At 57.1% G+C, this 16,586-nt stretch carries 20 protein-coding genes and 1 pseudogene; 11 read left to right on the top strand and 10 right to left on the bottom strand.

From position 1 onward, the window contains the following. Nucleotides 1-65 precede the first annotated feature (65 nt). Nucleotides 66-965 (bottom strand): lipid A hydroxylase LpxO, encoded by a 900-nt coding sequence (gene lpxO / locus C4K39_RS25285; RefSeq protein ID WP_068586509.1) that lies wholly within the window; start codon nt 963-965, stop codon nt 66-68. A 342-nt stretch (nt 966-1,307) separates the two neighbouring features. On the opposite strand from lpxO, the gene C4K39_RS25290 reads away from it, so the two are divergent. Continuing rightward, nucleotides 1,308-2,045 (top strand): alpha/beta fold hydrolase, encoded by a 738-nt coding sequence (locus C4K39_RS25290; protein ID WP_124347704.1) that lies wholly within the window; start codon nt 1,308-1,310, stop codon nt 2,043-2,045. Here C4K39_RS25290 and C4K39_RS25295 read toward each other — a convergent pair. Further along, complete coding sequence (locus C4K39_RS25295; protein ID WP_083236036.1) at nt 1,993-3,099, bottom strand: MFS transporter; 1,107 nt, start codon at nt 3,097-3,099, stop codon at nt 1,993-1,995. The two genes, C4K39_RS25290 and C4K39_RS25295, sit on opposite strands and share 53 nt — an antisense overlap. Before the next feature lie 198 nt (nt 3,100-3,297). Between C4K39_RS25295 and C4K39_RS25300 the strand changes: the two genes are divergently transcribed. Then, the gene (locus C4K39_RS25300; protein WP_164487324.1) at nt 3,298-4,089 is read left to right on the top strand and encodes an AraC family transcriptional regulator; all 792 of its coding nucleotides are present in this window, start codon (nt 3,298-3,300) and stop codon (nt 4,087-4,089) included. Nucleotides 4,090-4,167: 78 nt separating this feature from the next. On the opposite strand, the gene C4K39_RS25305 is transcribed toward C4K39_RS25300, so the two are convergent. Together C4K39_RS25305 and C4K39_RS25310 are read right to left on the bottom strand one after the other, a co-directional pair. Beyond that, the gene (locus C4K39_RS25305) at nt 4,168-4,446 is read right to left on the bottom strand and encodes a hypothetical protein (RefSeq protein ID WP_124347705.1); all 279 of its coding nucleotides are present in this window, start codon (nt 4,444-4,446) and stop codon (nt 4,168-4,170) included. Between the two features lie 201 nt (nt 4,447-4,647). Further along, a complete protein-coding gene (locus C4K39_RS25310; protein ID WP_124347706.1) occupies nt 4,648-5,472 on the bottom strand; it encodes a helix-turn-helix domain-containing protein in 825 nt (274 codons plus the stop codon). 141 nt (nt 5,473-5,613) lie between these two features. Here C4K39_RS25310 and C4K39_RS25315 point away from each other — a divergent pair, with 141 nt between their 5' ends. Both C4K39_RS25315 and C4K39_RS25320 read left to right on the top strand, forming a co-directional pair. After that, a complete protein-coding gene (locus C4K39_RS25315) occupies nt 5,614-6,165 on the top strand; it encodes a GNAT family N-acetyltransferase (protein WP_068586523.1) in 552 nt (183 codons plus the stop codon). A 41-nt stretch (nt 6,166-6,206) separates the two neighbouring features. Continuing rightward, nucleotides 6,207-6,692, top strand: coding sequence for a hypothetical protein (locus C4K39_RS25320; RefSeq protein ID WP_068586526.1), 486 nt, complete (start codon nt 6,207-6,209; stop codon nt 6,690-6,692). Between the two features lie 63 nt (nt 6,693-6,755). On the opposite strand, the gene C4K39_RS25325 is transcribed toward C4K39_RS25320, so the two are convergent. Further along, nucleotides 6,756-6,935 (bottom strand): hypothetical protein, encoded by a 180-nt coding sequence (locus tag C4K39_RS25325; RefSeq protein WP_068595629.1) that lies wholly within the window; start codon nt 6,933-6,935, stop codon nt 6,756-6,758. Nucleotides 6,936-7,164: 229 nt separating this feature from the next. On the opposite strand from C4K39_RS25325, the gene C4K39_RS25330 reads away from it, so the two are divergent. Together C4K39_RS25330 and C4K39_RS25335 are read left to right on the top strand one after the other, a co-directional pair. Then, a complete protein-coding gene (locus tag C4K39_RS25330) occupies nt 7,165-7,548 on the top strand; it encodes a hypothetical protein (protein ID WP_068586529.1) in 384 nt (127 codons plus the stop codon). 174 nt (nt 7,549-7,722) lie between these two features. Then, nucleotides 7,723-8,154: a DUF1281 family ferredoxin-like fold protein gene (locus tag C4K39_RS25335; RefSeq protein ID WP_068586532.1), complete on the top strand. Its 432-nt coding sequence runs from the start codon at nt 7,723-7,725 to the stop codon at nt 8,152-8,154. Nucleotides 8,155-8,347: 193 nt separating this feature from the next. Here the strand turns inward: C4K39_RS25335 and C4K39_RS25340 are convergent, their stop codons facing one another. Continuing rightward, nucleotides 8,348-8,752, bottom strand: a complete 405-nt coding sequence (locus C4K39_RS25340; RefSeq protein WP_124347707.1) for a hypothetical protein — start codon at nt 8,750-8,752, stop codon at nt 8,348-8,350. A gap of 350 nt (nt 8,753-9,102) precedes the next feature. Between C4K39_RS25340 and C4K39_RS25345 the strand changes: the two genes are divergently transcribed. After that, nucleotides 9,103-9,585 (top strand): hypothetical protein, encoded by a 483-nt coding sequence (locus tag C4K39_RS25345; protein ID WP_124347708.1) that lies wholly within the window; start codon nt 9,103-9,105, stop codon nt 9,583-9,585. Between the two features lie 198 nt (nt 9,586-9,783). Here C4K39_RS25345 and C4K39_RS25355 read toward each other — a convergent pair whose 3' ends face one another. Both C4K39_RS25355 and C4K39_RS25360 read right to left on the bottom strand, forming a co-directional pair. Further along, nucleotides 9,784-10,224: a hypothetical protein gene (locus tag C4K39_RS25355; protein ID WP_124347709.1), complete on the bottom strand. Its 441-nt coding sequence runs from the start codon at nt 10,222-10,224 to the stop codon at nt 9,784-9,786. A gap of 164 nt (nt 10,225-10,388) precedes the next feature. Then, complete coding sequence (locus tag C4K39_RS25360) at nt 10,389-10,748, bottom strand: DUF2388 domain-containing protein (RefSeq protein ID WP_225926529.1); 360 nt, start codon at nt 10,746-10,748, stop codon at nt 10,389-10,391. A gap of 483 nt (nt 10,749-11,231) precedes the next feature. Here C4K39_RS25360 and C4K39_RS25365 point away from each other — a divergent pair, with 483 nt between their 5' ends. Further along, on the top strand, nt 11,232-11,501 hold the full coding sequence (locus C4K39_RS25365) for a hypothetical protein (protein WP_068586552.1): 270 nt from the start codon (nt 11,232-11,234) through the stop codon (nt 11,499-11,501). 139 nt (nt 11,502-11,640) lie between these two features. Here C4K39_RS25365 and C4K39_RS25370 read toward each other — a convergent pair whose 3' ends face one another. Continuing rightward, nucleotides 11,641-12,045, bottom strand: a complete 405-nt coding sequence (locus tag C4K39_RS25370; protein ID WP_068586679.1) for a DUF3224 domain-containing protein — start codon at nt 12,043-12,045, stop codon at nt 11,641-11,643. A gap of 192 nt (nt 12,046-12,237) precedes the next feature. Here C4K39_RS25370 and C4K39_RS25375 point away from each other — a divergent pair. The 3 genes and pseudogenes from C4K39_RS25375 to C4K39_RS25385 form a co-directional block, all read left to right on the top strand. Then, nucleotides 12,238-12,513: pseudogene (locus C4K39_RS25375) on the top strand (site-specific integrase); the annotation flags it as partial. A 20-nt stretch (nt 12,514-12,533) separates the two neighbouring features. Beyond that, nucleotides 12,534-14,120 carry an ABC-F family ATPase gene (locus C4K39_RS25380; protein ID WP_068586558.1) on the top strand — a complete coding sequence of 529 codons (1,587 nt, stop codon included), beginning with the start codon at nt 12,534-12,536 and terminating at the stop codon, nt 14,118-14,120. A gap of 163 nt (nt 14,121-14,283) precedes the next feature. Continuing rightward, nucleotides 14,284-15,471, top strand: coding sequence for an MFS transporter (locus tag C4K39_RS25385; RefSeq protein ID WP_124347710.1), 1,188 nt, complete (start codon nt 14,284-14,286; stop codon nt 15,469-15,471). Nucleotide 15,472: 1 nt separating this feature from the next. Here C4K39_RS25385 and C4K39_RS25390 read toward each other — a convergent pair whose 3' ends face one another. Continuing rightward, a complete protein-coding gene (locus C4K39_RS25390; RefSeq protein ID WP_068586566.1) occupies nt 15,473-16,510 on the bottom strand; it encodes an alpha/beta hydrolase family protein in 1,038 nt (345 codons plus the stop codon). Nucleotides 16,511-16,586 lie beyond the last annotated feature (76 nt).

Here is a 16,586-nt window from a genome sequence, read left to right on the forward strand (position 1 = left end):
TCGGCAGGCCCCTTCACCACCGCGCAATAACGGCTCGGTGAAAGGGCTGCTGGAGGCGGGATAAATCAGATATAGATGAACAGCAACAAGAGTGCGGCGAAGATCGCCCACTTTTCCAGGTAGTAGCGCGTGCGATTGCGCTTTTTCAGTTCCTTGCCCCGTAGGCGAATCTTGTACAGGCGGTTGAAGGCACGGTTCAGGCCACCAGTCTTGTCACCGGCATCATTGGGCGAGCCGGCCGCCGACATCACGGTGCGGCTGAACCAGCCATTGAACGCTGCGGCCCAGCGATATTTCATCGGCCGCTCGACATCGCAGAACAGGATGATGCGATTCTGGTCGGTGGTGTTTTCCGCGTAGTGGATATAGGTCTCATCGAACATCACGGCTTCGCCGTCACGCCAGTGATAGCGCTCGCCATCGACGTCGATGTAGCAACCTTCGCTGTTAGGCGTGGACAAGCCCAGGTGATAACGGTAGGAACCGGCATAGGGGTCGCGGTGGCGTACCAGCTTGGAGCCCGGAGGCAACTCGGCGAACATCGCCGCCTTGATCGAACCGATGCTTTGCACCAGCTCGGTGGTGCGCGGGCACAGCTTCATGGCCGATGGATGGCTATCGCCGTACCACTTGAGGTAGAAGCGCTTCCAACCGGTCTTGAAAAACGAGTTGAAACCTACGTCGTTGTACTGCTCCGAACGCTTGATCTCGCCAGCCTGCAGCAGGTTCTGGCCCTCGGCACGAATCTCTTCCCAATGCTCCTGCAGCTTTTGCATTTCAGGAAAATCCGCCGGATCCAGGTAAGGCCGGTTCGGGTGCTTGGAGAACAGGTAGAGGAAGCAGTTGATGGGGGCCAGGAAGGTGGAGTGGTCACTGAGCTGGCGGCCCAGTTTGTGGCGCACGCGCCCCCGCAGGTGTACGTATGCGATGGATAGGACGTATACAGCGGCAATGATGAGTTTCACGGAAATCGTCACATGTCAGAAGGGAACATGCTGCGCCTCCAAAAGCCCGGAAGGCCAGAGGCAAATGGCAGCGTCTGAATTGAAAAAGCGCGACGGGCAACACGCTTCGTTGCCCGTCCGGCTCTCGGCATCTGGCCGTCGGCTGGCATTTTAGCCACAGTTTGTAATCAATGGTTAACTCAAATTTGTGAAAAGCTGCTCTGTTCCAGCGCTTGGCCCCATCTACCACTCAAGGGATTGATATACCTCAATAAAGCTCGATGCGCTGTTGGCTGTGCCTGCCGATTGCAGCGGAGTATCCTGCGCCACTAACCGAACTGCCTGGTAAGGATCGCCTGGTCGATGACTGCTACCCTCCCCCCGATGCTGGTCCTGCTGCCTGGAATGGACGGCACCGGCACCCTGTTCCAACCCTTGCTTGACGCACTGGGCCCCAGCACCCCGGTGCAGGTCCTGGATTACCCGAGCGACCGGGCCCTTGATTATCCGGCCCTGGAAGAGCGCGTGTGGCAGCAGATCCCACGGGAGCGACCGTTCGTGCTGCTGGGCGAGTCCTTTTCCGGCCCGATAGCGGTGGGTATCGCCGCCAGGCGGCCCACAGGATTGATCGGGTTGGTCCTGTGCAGCAGCTTTGTCCGCAATCCCCGTCCAGCGTTGGCGCCCCTGGCGCCCTTGCTCAAGTTCATGCCCTTGCAATACCTGCCTTCCTGGCCGATGGATGCCCTGCTACTGGGCGGGTTTTCCACCCCAACGCTGCGCAACATGCTCATCACCGCCGTCGCCCGGGTGGCGCCGGCAGTGCTGCGTCTGCGCTTGCGGGAGGTGATCGGTGTCGACAGGTGCCAGGCCTTGGCTGCCTTGGAGGTACCGCTGCTGTATCTGCGCGCCCGGGAGGATCGACTGGTACCTCCCCAGGCTTCGGCCTTGATCCAGCTGCTTCGCCAAGATGTGCATCTGATCGAGGTCGATGCCCCTCATTGCCTGCTCCAAGCCGAGCCCATGAAGGCCGCGGCGCATCTGCAGCAGTTCATGCAGATGCTCCAGCAGACGGGGCACGACTGGCAATCATCCACGGGATAACCATCGCGGCCAGGGCGACCAACGCTGCCACGGCATAGAAGGAGTGAATGAGTCCGATGGCGTGTGCCGCATACCCCACCAAGGCCGGCCCCAGCAGGACACCCAGATAGCCCAGCATGCTGGCTGCCGCGATAGCGTGGGACGCTGGCATGATTCGCTGCCGGCCTGCCAGCGAGAACAACACTGGGACGACATTGCCCGCTGCCAGTCCGGCAACGGCTATGCAGATGAATACCAGGACCAGGCTGCTGGCCCAGGCAGCCAGCCCCAGGGCCATGGCAGTCACCAGGAAGCCCCCCAGGAGCATCGTGCGCTCGCCGATGCGCTGGACCATCCGATCACCCACCAGGCGGACCAGGGTCATTGCGCAGGCAAAGAGCGAGTACCCGGCACCGGCCACGGCGATGTCCAGGTGTTTTTCCCGGGTGAGCAGCAGTGCACTCCAGTCGAGCATCGCGCCTTCGGCCAGGAAGATCACCATGGCCAGGAGCCCAACCACCAGTACCACGCCCTTGGGCATGACGAACAACGGCGCCCTCTCGCTACTCTCGATGTCCAGGAACCCTGGAGCCGCCATCAGCAAGCAACAGGCGACCACCAGTGCGGCAACGCTTGCAGCCAGCACCGGGCTTGCCCCGGCAGCGATCGCAGCCGTCACCGCAACAGCGCCTATCAGGCCACCGACGCTGTAGAAACCATGAAACAACGACATCAGCGGCGTATTGGCAATTTTCTGTACTTGGGTCCCATGGATGTTCGCCACCACGTCAATGGCACCTATGGATGCACCGAACAGCAGCAGACAGAGCCCCAGTACCGCGGGTGTCGAGACAATGGCCAGAAGCGGCAAGGTGGCTGTCAAGCCAATGCCTCCCACTACGATCAATAGGCGACACCCCAGGCGACTGGCCAGCGCTCCGGCAACGGGCATACCGATCAGGGCTCCAAGCCCCAGGCACAACAGCAGGGCTCCCAGGGTGGCCGAGTCCACGGCCAGGCGCGCCTGGGCAAAAGGCACCAGGGGGGCCCAGGATGAGAGTGCGAACCCCGCCATGAAAAACGACAGTTGAGTCGATCGCTTGGCACCCTTCAGGGATGGGGTGCTCGACACATGACCCGGTAAAGGTGCGGGGAAATCTGTTTGAACGTGTGACACAACCACTCCTCGGGAATGCAAAATTCCACCTCTTTATTGAGATTGATTTACATTAACAGGAGTGAAATTCGTTATTTATCTGTACTATGCCAAATTATGTCGATAACCCGTCACGATAATCCCCCCAGGGACCCCGATCCAGACAATGCCTACGCCCCCGTCGTCGGCCGCCTGGAGCAATGGTTGCCCGAAGAAGCGGCACCTCACCGGCACAGGCGCCACCAACTGATGTGCGCCGCCAATGGTGTCATTCACGTCACCACGGATTTGGGGGAGTGGGTCCTCCCCGCCACCCGGGCGATCTGGGTCAGCTCCGGCACCGAACATGCAACCCAGGTCAAGCGGCCAACCCATACCCGTGTGCTGTACATCGACCCGGATGCCTACGACATGCCCAAGGAAGGCTACTGCCTAGTGGTTGCCATGACGCCACTGATGCGCGAAGTGATGACTGCTTGTGCCGGGTTCCCCTGGGACTATGCCGAAAACACGCCACAGTCTCGCTTGGCCCGGGTCTTGATCGACCAGGTGACCGCTCTGGACCACTCACCGGTGGACCTGCCCTTCCCCACGGACCCTCGTGCCACGCGCCTGGCGAAAATCCTGCGTAGCGATCCGGCAAACCGACTGCCGCTGGAGGTTCTGGCCAAGCAGGTGGGCGCCAGTCCACGGACCATTGAGCGGCTGTTCAGCCATGAGGCTGGCATGTCTTTCGGTAACTGGCGCCACCGCCAACGACTGCTGACGGCCATGGAGTACCTGGCCTATGGCGAAAGCGTGACGAATGTCGCGCTAAATGTGGGCTACGAATCGGCCTCCAGCTTTGTCGCGGCGTTCAAGGCTGTGTTCGGAAGCACACCGGCCCGCTACTTCAAATCCGCCACCTGAGCCTTGCCGGCGCAGTGTCATCCAGGCAACAAAAAGCCCGATGCTTGATCGGGCTTTTAACGTCTTGGAGAACCTGCTCTAGGTGGCAGCGGATGAACGCTCCACAAATACGGCCTTCAACATCCCCAGGCACAACACGACAATTGCGCCCCCTGTGCCAAACGCCAGGCAACGCCATTGCCAATCAAGCTCATCATCGAATCCGCTGATCAGCGCAGCGACACCCAATCCCAGGAGGATCAAGAAGAGGAAGGCGGCGATAAGCCAGGTACCGAAGAACAGAATTCGCCACCGCCATTTACTTCGCTTGATGGGCAAACGAGCGTCAGTAACGGAGGGTTCATGCTGCATATCCATCGCAAGTTTTCGGCTCATCCCTAAGAAGAAACCCCGGCCGAGCAGCCGGGTTCAAGACATTCCTATACCCAACCCCCAATTGAGAGGGGTGGAGGATTGGGTAAGGAATGAAGGCCAGATGATGCCAAAGACCCGGACCGGGGACAACCTAAAAACCCACAGGGGCGTCTTTACCCCCCTCCTCGTACCGCACAGGGCTGCCTAGCTTTTGCGGTACTCGCTCAAGCCAAGGCCGGTATGACGCTTGAAGTACTTACCCAAGTAGGAAGCGTCGGCAAAGTGCAGCTCATCAGCGATCTGCTGGACGGACTTTCGAGGTTGGCCAAGCTGTTTCTTGATCTCCAGCACCACCTGTCTATCGATCAGGGTCTTGGGGGCGTCATTGAAGTACTTCTTGGAAAGTTGCGACAGATAGAAGGGAGTGATGTGTAGCAGGCCTGCATAAAACGCCACTTCGCGGTGTTGCTTGCAGTGTGCCGAAATCAACTCCCAGAACTTCCAGCAGATTGCCTCTGGCCTGCTGTAGTCGTTTTTTGTCCCCGCCTCCAGATCCACTTCCGCGCAGAGCCACAAGAACAGGTTCTGCAAATGATTGATGAACATGACCCGCTTGTAGCTCGAACATTGGCCCTGGATCATCGCCAGCTGGCTCTCCCAGGCTTGCAGGAAAGCACTGAGCCCTTGGTCTGGACGAAAGAACGGAAAACGATTCAAAAAAACGAACAAGCTGCTAGGCAATACAGCCGCCACCTCTGCCGCAGCGGATCGGTTGAGTCGATAGCCAGTACACGAAAAATCGTCCGACTTGCTGGTTATCAAGGCAATGGAGTCTTCAGCAAGTACCAGGAAATCCCCCTTCATCATCCTGTACGGCTGGAAATTGACCTCCAGTTCGGCACTTCCGTCTTGGCAAACCAGCACAACCACATAGGCCAACGCCAGTGGATGCCCTACTTCCCCGCTGAACTGGCTCTCACCGATGACATAGTCTTCGGTGCCGGGATCTCCCAGGGAATTCATTTGCATTCAACACTCCAGGCAAGCGAGCCATTCGGGCTACTAGTTTTCAAAACTACTTATTTTACCCAAGTCCATGCGTTGCCGGCGCTCGCTCTCATTTCCACAATTGTCTTCTTACTGTCTCCCTCCCAATACAGAAGAGAACCGATGCTGAACACTGAACGCCTTGTATTACGGGCCTGGAAAGCCAGCGACGCGCCCAGCCTCTACCAATACGCAAAGGACCCACGGGTTGGACCCATTGCCGGTTGGCCGGTGCATACCAGCGTGGAGCAGAGTTTGGAAATTATCCAGACAGTCTTCTCGCACCCGGAGGTCTATGCCGTGACATCAAGGGAAAACGACATCGCAATCGGCCTGGTAGGGCTGTTGATCGGCAAGGACAGCAACTTCGAGATTGCCAATGATGAAGCCGAGGTCGCCTATTGGATCGGCGTTCCGTTCTGGGGCCTGGGTCTGATACCGGAAGCCGTCAAGGCCCTGATGCACCATGCCTTCGAGGACTTGGGCCTCAGTGCCCTATGGTGCGGCTACTTCGCGGAAAACGAACAGTCATTCAAGGCCCAGGCAAAATGTGGCTTCAAGCATCACCACACGCAGGAGAACAAATTCAATCAATTCATGAGTGACTATCGGACCGAGCATATAAGTCGTATCAGCAAGAAAGAGTGGCTGGCTTTGCTGGAACAACAAGCTTAGGTGGTAGGATCAGCGCCCTTCATTTCTGGGAGCGGCCTGCAGTGACACCGATCATCTGTGCCAACGAATTCGATATCTGTATCTCCATGCCCGATTTCGTTACCTGGAACGACGACCAGAGCGCCCCCAATACCGATTTGGTGGCGGCCTTGCAGGCCATGGGCATTGTGCTCGACATCACCGGGCTCCATGACGTCTATTTCAACGAGACATCCGTGGGCACCGGTGATGTACATGTCTACCCCTGCGGGAAGTACCAAAGCGTTCTGGTGATCGATATGTATCGAGAGCTGAGCGATCAGCTGGACATTGTCAGCCTGTCGCTGCAAGTGGAGCCAGCCATCCTCGATCGAGTCTTGCCGCACCTTAGGCGCTTCTTCGATGCTGCCGAATGCCAGGTCGCCTTTCGGCAATCCAGTCATTCGCAACAGTTGCGGACATTGCTTGATAGCGGCAGGTACCCTGCGCAGGTCGATGAGAGCGGTTATCGACAGAGGCTGATCAGTCACCCTCACCCATCGCTATAGCCAGCAGTAGTCGATCCTTAAGCCATAGGACCGCAATCTGCCCTGATGATGTATCGAGGAAAGTCAGGCCTTGGTCGACTGGGTGAACGCCCAGCCAAACGCAACAGCCGCGATGACAGGCCGTATCAGGTCAGAAGCAGGCGCCATGCCAGACACCACCGGCAGCGCCATGATGACGAGCACAACCAACGCGGCGAGCACGCCAAATGCTGAGATCCAGCGAAAGTACCGAGGAAACATCATGCGACTCCATTGTAGAAGCGCGGCATCGTAATTGCATTTTGCCACCTACTCAATATCCAAGCCTGTAGGGCCACATGCCGCAAGGAACTCCTTATGAAAGAACCGGGCTGCGGCACACCGCGGCGTGTTTTAGCAGCTACTTCTTAACTACGGGTCCTGTTTCGTTCACACTGCATAGCAAGACTCATGGATTGGCTGCCCGCCAGCCCCTAGCAATTGGAATGCAGCAATGAATAAGAGCATCCCTACCCTGCTTTTCTTTTCCGCTTTGTTGGCAGCCTGCGGCCCAAACAAACTCGTTTCCGACCTGCCTTCACCCAGCGGGAAGTATCATGTAGAGGTACGTCAGTGCCCTCAAAGCGGGTCCATTACATGGAGCGAGAAGATTCAGGTTTCCATACTCGAATCGGGTGTATCGGCAGCATGCCAATCGGCGGTGGAGGCATTGATGCAATTCGACGCAAACGAGTCGGCAAGCCAGCTACAACTCGAATGGGTCTCGGATACCGAACTTCGGGCATGGCTCCCAGGCTTCAACCCCGAGTACGGCCCATCGATTGCAATGTATAAGCCCAACAACCCGATCAAGGTGGTTTTCTCGCCGAAGCCATGAGAGTGCGAGTTGGATGAAGGCCTAAGGCTATGCGCCAACACACTAAGGCGAGCCCTCCATGGCATCTTCTGATTGACCTCCTCCATAAGTACAGAAGCACGCTTCAAGGCTGGGGTAGTTCAAGATAAACCAACAGACGGCCTGCCAGGCGATCGCAGGTAAAGAAGGCTTACCATGCCCAACCATGTAACCAACAAGATCAACGCCCCTGCCCATGTCCTCGCATCACTGATAAACGCAAACGGTGAGATTGACTTCAACAAGCTCATCAAGTCCAAAGGTGAACCAGTAAGCTCGATTTGGGGAACCAAATGGAACGCCTACCACCAGACCGTCGACACCGATGGCTGCCAACTCACTTTCGATACAGCCTGGTCAGCGCCCGAACCTGTTTTCAAGGCGCTCTCGGCGCTTCACCCATCTGAAGAAATCATTGTCCTGTTCGCTGACGAAGATATCGGCAACAACTGCGGGACGATCAAGCTAAAGGCTGGGTCGATAGTTGAGCGCGACGGTCCGAGCTACTGTGGGGAAAATAGCGAGTCCGAACAGCAGAAGTGGTCGGCATTTGCCATGGAAATCAAAGGCTGGACCGACGAGGAGTAAAAACCTGCTGCCAAGGGCGACCTGAGATCATCCCACCGGAGTAAAAAGAACCGGTTTAGATTCAGTTCTCAAGGGTTGGCATCCTCCTAAATTTGCGCCCCTCTGCCCTTCCCCTCTACATGATGAAAAAACATCAAAGCCCCCGCTGTCACAATCAGGCAGTCAGCATCAATTTGAAGCCTTTCAATGAGGTCTAGGCAGACTTTCGGCTGCGTTGGTCAATGATCACGCCAAGCCCGGCAAGCAGGATGGCCAGTGTGTAGGCCACCAATCCCAGATTGAGTCCAATGATCATTCTCTCAGATCCATCGGTAAGGACCATCGAACCGCCGTAGCCATCCCGAAACCAGTAGGCCAACAAGAATCCGCCCGTTACGAATGTCGTGAGAAGGCTCGCGAGCTTCACGTTACCCGCCTCCCAAACCAGCCAGACACTGAATACTCCAAGTGCAGTATTGGTAAACAACTGCCAAGTCTCATGCAGCCTGGCATGTGGCTCCCACGCGGGGTTGAATACATGGGTATCGTTGATCTCAAGAATCGGTACGACCACGGCATAGAAGACAATTCCGACCGTTACCAACAGTTTTGCCAGCATCAGCCACCTCCTTGTTCTTGGTTTGAATCCAGGCCATCGTCTAGTACTGTAGCGTGGTGCCAAAAGGTGTTCCAGATGCCAAAAGCCCAGTACTGTGGTGGTCTCTTTGACCTTCTAGGTCGGTCTGAGGCCAACAGCAGTGTGAGTTGCCCTGGATTTCACAGACACTCCCTTACCTGAAAATGTGGCCAAGCAGCCCGCGCTACACCGAAGAGTTCAAGCAGTCGACCAAGTGGCCGACAATCAGTTTTCGTAGCGGACGTTGCAGTACCCATGGCGCATCGACTTACAGCCTTTATGCGTAAATCAAGCGATACAACAAGACCACTTGCCCTGAGCATACCAGGCTGATGAAATTCGCCGACTTCTCGCTTAATACCCTTGACCTTAAGCTTTCGAGCCTCACGCTCGTAGTGCTTTATTGCATTGGTAGCCACTCAGTGCTTGCCGATAACTCGCAGGCAGTAAACAACAAGCATGGGGTGGCCAACATCGCCGTCGGTGAGTCTTTGATCAAGACCAGGGCTAAATTAATCAGGCAAGGTTGGCAGCCGATACGGATGCATGCCGCTGATAGTCATGGATACAGTGGCGTGGAACGAGAACTGGCTGCGCACAAGTTTTTCGAAGTCGATGCCTGCTCCTTCGATAGCTCGCGCTGCATCTTGTTCTACTCAAGGAAAGGCACTTGCCTGCGTATCGACACCATCGGCGAGCAACTCAATGAGATGACGGTTACGCGATGGACAGAGGAGTGTCCTGATACGCCTACGGCGCCAGGCGTTAATCCTGAGCAGAAACATATCGACGCGAGCAGGCCGAGACAGAGATGATCCCCCGGGTGAACTCCACTCCCTCAAGTACAGACAATAGCTGCGCAGTAAGACCAGGCTTCCCAATGTAGGCACGGCTATAGCCATCCTTGCTCTGACACTTGCCGGAGAGCTTCATGCGGTCAACCTCGACACCACGATACAAGTTAGCTTAAAGACGAAAAAGAAAAGGCACCCGAAGGTGCCCTCTTGCGCCGTTTACGGCAGGAATCGCGTGCCACAAGCGTGGCATAGCCAGGTGCGGCGCCACTCTTCCAACTTGTCGTACTGCGCGACGTTGAATTTCCAATGGCGAACGAATCCAATCACACCGACGGTGATCAATATCGAGCCCATGAAGAACCTCGTCCAATCCACACCCCAGAACGTATTCATAAGTTTGAGGCCGTCGTACAAGATGATGGCGCCAACCCCCGTGAGGATCACTGGGCCAAGCAAGCGTTTACCTGGAGGTGGACCGACGCTAGCGGCCAAGTAGGTCTGATGCCGACCTGTAGTTTCGACGGTCACGCCTGGCCCGAATCCGGATTGTGCGTGATGGGTTGCTTGTATGTGAGTAGTACCAGCAGCATGTATGACGGACAGTAGCTGTACGTTTTGGCCTTGGCATTGCGGACAGCAGATGGCGTTGTTGCTCACCACGTAATCATTCCTTTGAAGGGCGGGAAAGGCCCATTCTAAGATAATGTGCTCCTTCTATGTATCTGAAATCCAAGTTGATGCTCGCAGGCAGTAGGTATGTTCCAAATGCAATAAGCCCAACGTGGTGCTGGGCTCGTTACGAGTGGCCGATATGCATTTCGCTAGCGATATCCGTAAACCAAAACCGCTTGAGCTAGCCTGATGTCGCTGACCGTACGCGTTTTACTCTGAGTACGTAGCACCTCAAATGCAGCCTCCAAGCTCGCGCTTCGAATAACGCCATCACTTGCGACGAAGGCTGCCGCATCATTGCGAGCGGCAAGTATTTTTGGATCGCCTTTCTTGGCGCTGTTCTGGGTACTTGCTTGACTGTCTTCGGTGAGGGTAACGGGGAAAAGAGTCACAGCAAGACTCGATGAAACAACTGCACCAAAGGCCGACACTTTCACGCCGCCATCACCTGCGATTACAGGAGAGCTGCACGGAAGACCGAACATAAGTACAACAACCAGTTTGCGCAAAAAATCCACTCCATGGGAGAAAGTCATCCTTTAGAGGCTGAATCTATCGTCTTCCTGTCCGAGCATCCAGTGCGGATGAAATGCCAGTAGCAGCCGTAGCAGCGTTTCGCCTCCGACCATCTAGGAGTGCTTCGCGACCCTTCGCACCCATCGTATTTCGTCGCAATTTACGCTGACATACCTAGCTCCTCAGGGCTCATGGCCCACACCTCAGAGTGAAACCGCAGCGAAGGTATCGAGCCCGAAGCTTTGCGCTCATTGCCTCCGCGCGTCCCTGCCTTGATCCCCCAGGCTCCTGATCTACACTCCCCCGGACCGGCAGTAGGCTCGTATCGGTGTTTTCCCAAGCACCCGGGTTCACAGTAAATCGGAGTAGGGATGCTCGGAAAACCATTCAGGAAATGGATTCCGGAAACCATTCAATAGACGGGGCGAACTCCGAAAAGCCAGACGAGTAGGAATTTAAATATGGAGATTTAATTCATGACAGCTCAAGAGCATTCCGTTGGTGGATGGACCCCTTACCACCCGCTGACTACCGAGGAAAAAAAGGTATTCGAGGAAGCGATAGCTGGCGTCATTGGTGTGAAGTACGTCCCTAAAGAAGTTTCGAGCCAGGTCGTAAATGGCACAAACTATCGCTATCTGACAGTAGCAACCCTACCGGGCTCATCAGGATCCTGGAATGCCATCGTGGAAATCTATGCGCCCATTAAAGGCAAACCGTACATCACGCAAATTATCCGAATTTAAGTTGTTGTGAAGCCCTTCGGGTCCGCAGCAATTGCGAGACCCGAAGACTACCCGCAGCGCCCTCTTCCACCCCCTGTCCTTCTGATCGACGACGTCGCTGCGGCCTGAGCATCCGGCGCTACCAGCCAGTGAGCAAGGGTCAGTTCTGACCTGGTAGTTCGTACTCAAATTTGTATGAATGCTGCCCGTCGGTGATCGTAATGATCATGCTGCCAACCAGCCCGGAAAGCGCTTCAGTACCGGAATCTGGTACGACGTTGATGGACTGAACGGGGGCTCCACGACTCATGGTCGAACTATGTTGAAGCACGAAGCTGCCACGGCGGCCGTTCAATGTTCCATGCACGGTTTCCATGGCAACGTAGCCTGCAGAACCTTGAACGCTACTGCGAAACGACAGCATTTCGCCTTTGCTGATCGCGTCCAGATCGCCATGGAATTGCTTGTCTAGAGACATCCGGCCAAGCCCCGTCCCCTCGGCAGTGACACTCAAGGACTCCGGATTTAGCGATACTTCAAACGGCCCGTTGGCTGTGTAATTCATGTCAAACCCTCTTTTGCCCGGCTCCATGCCGGCCATGCGTCATACCCCATCCCACGCCAAATATCCATCATGCCGCCATCCGCCCGGAGGACGGCGCATACCCAGGAGAAGACCATGGCATACCTTGCCCGCGTCAACCCGAAGTACTTCACCGCGATCCAGCAGTGCGCGGCCAAAGATATCCGCTACGACCTAAAGCAGACGCCAGGCCTGCACAAGCATTGGGTGCCGGTGCTGAATGAGCCGTGGATTAGAAGGAGGCCCCCATACAACTGTCGTCACACCTATGCGACAATATGCTCAATGTCCGGCCTTAACCCCGCATTTATCGCCCAACAGCTGGGTCACAGCATGCAAATGCTGCTGTCGACGTATGCCCGTTGGCTCAACTCAAGCTCCGACTGGAGCGAGCTGGAAAAGCTCAAGATTGGTATCAAATCGGTATCAGCTGAAAATCCGGCTTCGTAAGTTACTGATAGGTAAGCATTTTGATCTCCACCGCCAACATCACCATGCAGTTCGGCGCCAAGCCGCTGTTCGAGAACGTTTCGGTCAAATTCAACAACGGCAACCGCTATGGCCTGATTGGCGCCAACGGTTGCGGCAAGTCGACCTTCATGAAAATTCTCGGTGGTGACCTCGAACCCTCCAGCGGCCAGGTCATGCTCGAGCCGAACGTCCGCCTGGGTAAATTGCGTCAGGACCAGTTCGCCTACGAAGAATTCACGGTGATCGACACCGTGATCATGGGGCATGAGGAATTGTGGCGGGTCAAGGCCGAGCGCGACCGGATCTACTCGCTACCGGAAATGACCGAAGAAGACGGCATGGCCGTGGCCGAGCTGGAAACAGAATTCGCCGAAATGGATGGCTATACCGCCGAGTCTCGTGCCGGTGAACTGCTGCTGGGCCTGGGCATTCCCCTGGAGCAGCATTTCGGCTCCATGACCGAAGTAGCCCCAGGCTGGAAGCTCCGGGTCCTGCTGGCCCAGGCGCTGTTCTCCAACCCGGAAGTGCTGCTGCTGGACGAGCCGACCAACCACCTGGACATCAACACCATTCGCTGGCTGGAAAACATTCTCACGGCGCGTAACAGCACCATGATCATCATTTCCCACGACCGGCACTTCCTTAATAGCGTCTGCACCCACATGGCCGACCTGGACTACGGCGAACTGCGCCTGTTCCCAGGCAACTATGACGAGTACATGACCGCCGCGACCCAATCTCGCGAGCAACTGCTGGCCGACAACGCCAAGAAAAAAGCCCAGATCGCCGAACTGCAGACCTTCGTCAGCCGCTTCTCGGCCAACGCCTCGAAAGCCAAGCAGGCAACCTCCCGTGCCAAGCAGATCGACAAAATCCAGCTGGCCGAAGTCAAGCCATCGAGCCGGGTCAGCCCCTTCATTCGCTTCGAGCAGACCAAGAAACTGCATCGCCAAGCCGTCACCCTGGAAAAGGTCTCCAAGGGTTTCGAGGGCAAGCAGCTGTTCAAGGATTTCAGTTTCACCATCGAAGCGGGCGAACGCGTTGCAATCATCGGCCCCAACGGCATTGGCAAGACCACCCTGCTGCGCACCCTGGTAGGCGAGTTGACTCCGGATGCCGGCGCAGTGAAATGGACCGAAAGCGCGGAAGTCGGCTACTACGCCCAGGACCACGCCCATGATTTCGAAGACGATGTCAGCCTGTTCGAGTGGATGGGCCAGTGGACCCAGGGCGAACAGATGATCCGTGGCACCCTCGGCCGCATGTTGTTCTCCAACGACGAGATCCAGAAGTCGGTCAAGGTGATTTCCGGTGGTGAGCAGGGTCGCATGCTGTTCGGCAAGCTGATCCTGCAAAAGCCCAACGTGCTGCTGATGGACGAACCGACCAACCACCTGGACATGGAATCCATCGAAGCGTTGAACCTGGCCCTGGAGAACTACCCAGGCACCCTGCTGTTCGTCAGCCACGACCGTGAGTTCGTATCGTCCCTGGCCACTCGTATCATCGAGCTGAGCCCCGACGGTGTGACTGACTTCAGCGGCACCTACGACGACTACCTGCGTAGCCAGGGCGTATTGTTCTAAGCCACCGCAAGCTGCAAGCGTCAAACTAAAGCCCCATCACTCGTGATGGGGCTTTTTGCATCGGCTCGATTCATCACCCCTGGATAAATAGTTAGCCAGCTTCCTTTTACCTTCGCGGCACGCGATGATGCGCTCCTCTAACCGCCACCCGCGAAGAGCCTCCATGCCCGAGCGTCAACCGCCCGCCCAAAGCTCCATGGCGATCACCCTGCAGATCGTTTCCATCGTCTTCTATACCTTTATCGCCTTCCTCTGCATTGGTTTGCCAATCGCCGTGCTGCCGGGATATGTCCACGAAGAACTGGGGTTCAGCGCGATAGTCGCCGGGGTGACCATAGGTTCGCAGTACTTGGCCACCTTGCTCAGCCGCCCCCTGGCCGGGCGTCTGTCGGACACCGTGGGCACCAAGCACGCAATCATCTACGGCCTGCTGGGCATTGTGCTGAGCGGCCTGCTGACCCTGGTATCGGTGCTGCTGCAAAACCTGCCCTGGCTGAGCCTGGCAGTGCTGCTGGCGGGACGCCTGCTACTGGGGGTCGCTCAAGGCTTGATCGGGGTTGGCACCATCAGTTGGTGCATGGGACAGGTAGGAACCGAGCACACTGCCCGATCGATCTCCTGGAATGGCATTGCCTCCTACGGCGCAATAGCCATAGGTGCACCCCTTGGGGTGGTGATGGTCCAGCAATATGGCTTCGCCAGCCTGGGTATCGCCCTGTCGGCCCTGGCGCTGGCGGCGCTACTGTTGATACGCAACAAGCCTTCGGTGCCCGTGGTACGGGGCGAACGCCTGCCTTTCTGGGCGGTTTTCGGGCGTATTGCACCGTTCGGTGTGAGCCTGAGCCTGGCCTCCATCGGCTATGGCACGCTGACCACATTCATCACCCTGTTCTACCTGAGCCTTGGCTGGAACGGCGCAGCCTATTGCCTCACGGTATTTGGCGTGTGCTTCATCTGTTCACGCTTGTTGTTCATTTCCAGCATCAGCCGTTTTGGCGGCTTTCGCTCGGCTATCGCTTGCATGTGTGTCGAGACCCTGGGGCTGAGCCTGCTCTGGCTGGCACCATCCCCCAGCTGGGCATTGGTGGGTGCGGGCCTTACCGGTTTCGGCCTGTCGTTGGTCTATCCGGCCTTGGGCGTGGAGGCTATCAAGCAAGTTCCCAATAGCAGTCGGGGTGCCGGCTTGAGTGCCTACGCCGTGTTCTTCGACCTGGCACTGGCCGTAGCCGGGCCGCTGATGGGCGCGATTGCGCTGAACCTGGGCTATTCGTGGATCTTCTTCTGCGCCGCATTGTTGTCACTCAGCGGCCTGGGACTGACCCTGCTGCTCAAGCGCCGCAGCGGCGCCTGAGTCACTGATCGGCGGTCTGCATCCCTGCCCTGTTCGGTCTCCCCAGGGTCTGGGCGAAGAACTTGCCCGCCTCGGCAATCAGGTTGCGATGAATGTCCTCGCGATCGACGCCATCAGCGTCGGTACACAAGGCCGGCATCGCGGCCAATTGTTCGGCACTGCACGGTGCCATGAAGATAAAGTGCCCGGCCCCGGCCAGTAACTTGAAATCTGGGGCCACCGGCAGCTTGCGCGCCAGGGCCGCGGCATTCTTGTCCAGGGCGACCAGTTGGTCACCGTCTCCGCTGTACAGCAGTACGGGCACATGCACTCCGGCCAGGGTCTGGCGACCGAACTTGAGACTCAACGGCGCCATGAGCATCAATGCATGCACGCGCGGATCGGCCACTGGCGCCAGATCGTCACGATCGACGATCAGCTCGCCATGGGTATTGCAGGCATCCCGATCATCGGGCCGCTCCAGGCAATAACGCCGCAGGCGATCCAGGTCGGGAGTCGCGCCAGAAAGAATCAAGGCCGTTTCGCCACCGGCGGAGTAACCGATGACACCGACCTGGTCGGCATTGACGAACGGTGACAGCATCGGATCGCTCAATGTGGCAGTGATGGCTTCGGATATCTGGATCGGCCGTCCATAGAGGTTGCTCAGGGTTCCCAGCCGACTGTAGTCCTTGGAGTTGTCACCCGGATGAATCACCGCCACCACGACAAATCCCTTGCGCGCCAGCGATGTAGCCAGGTCATGCAAGGCCAGGGGCGTGCCGGTATTGCCATGGGAGAGCATCAGCATCGGGAAGCGACCGATAGCGATCTTGGCATCGCGAGAGGCCGCAATCTGATAACCCTCCAACGGGCTGGAGTGCTCGATCCCGGTGGACGGATAGAAGGCGATAGCCCGCATCGGTTGCAAGTCCAGCGGGTCGAGGAACGTCATTTCATGGAAACCGACGCTCCAGCGCGGACCATGCGCAGGAGCAGCCTGCACCGAAACCAGGCCACTGAGCAGGAAGATCAGTAACAACGCACATTGACCTTTCATGACACGCCCACCTTTGCCGCTGGATCGAGAGCGCCTCTTCCCTCTGCCATCCCTTGCTGCCAAGGCCCTGGAACGG

Source organism: Pseudomonas sessilinigenes (assembly GCF_003850565.1).
Taxonomy (GTDB): Bacteria; Pseudomonadota; Gammaproteobacteria; order Pseudomonadales; family Pseudomonadaceae; genus Aquipseudomonas; species Aquipseudomonas sessilinigenes.

Bases quoted from the DNA above. Each gene is read 5' to 3' on its own strand.
- C4K39_RS25370 (WP_068586679.1), bottom strand. From the start codon at position 12,045: ATGAATTACACAGCCAACGGGCCGTTTGAAGTATCGCTAAATCCGGAG.
- C4K39_RS25300 (WP_164487324.1), top strand. From the start codon at position 3,298: ATGTCGATAACCCGTCACGATAATCCCCCCAGGGACCCCGATCCAGAC.
- C4K39_RS25310 (WP_124347706.1), bottom strand. From the start codon at position 5,472: ATGCAAATGAATTCCCTGGGAGATCCCGGCACCGAAGACTATGTCATC.
- C4K39_RS25340 (WP_124347707.1), bottom strand. From the start codon at position 8,752: ATGCTGGCAAAACTGTTGGTAACGGTCGGAATTGTCTTCTATGCCGTG.
- C4K39_RS25290 (WP_124347704.1), top strand. From the start codon at position 1,308: ATGACTGCTACCCTCCCCCCGATGCTGGTCCTGCTGCCTGGAATGGAC.
- C4K39_RS25325 (WP_068595629.1), bottom strand. From the start codon at position 6,935: ATGATGTTTCCTCGGTACTTTCGCTGGATCTCAGCATTTGGCGTGCTC.
- C4K39_RS25295 (WP_083236036.1), bottom strand. From the start codon at position 3,099: ATGGCGGGGTTCGCACTCTCATCCTGGGCCCCCCTGGTGCCTTTTGCC.
- C4K39_RS25390 (WP_068586566.1), bottom strand. From the start codon at position 16,510: ATGAAAGGTCAATGTGCGTTGTTACTGATCTTCCTGCTCAGTGGCCTG.
- C4K39_RS25385 (WP_124347710.1), top strand. From the start codon at position 14,284: ATGCCCGAGCGTCAACCGCCCGCCCAAAGCTCCATGGCGATCACCCTG.
- C4K39_RS25345 (WP_124347708.1), top strand. From the start codon at position 9,103: ATGAAATTCGCCGACTTCTCGCTTAATACCCTTGACCTTAAGCTTTCG.
- C4K39_RS25330 (WP_068586529.1), top strand. From the start codon at position 7,165: ATGAATAAGAGCATCCCTACCCTGCTTTTCTTTTCCGCTTTGTTGGCA.
- C4K39_RS25305 (WP_124347705.1), bottom strand. From the start codon at position 4,446: ATGGATATGCAGCATGAACCCTCCGTTACTGACGCTCGTTTGCCCATC.
- C4K39_RS25335 (WP_068586532.1), top strand. From the start codon at position 7,723: ATGCCCAACCATGTAACCAACAAGATCAACGCCCCTGCCCATGTCCTC.
- C4K39_RS25365 (WP_068586552.1), top strand. From the start codon at position 11,232: ATGACAGCTCAAGAGCATTCCGTTGGTGGATGGACCCCTTACCACCCG.
- C4K39_RS25315 (WP_068586523.1), top strand. From the start codon at position 5,614: ATGCTGAACACTGAACGCCTTGTATTACGGGCCTGGAAAGCCAGCGAC.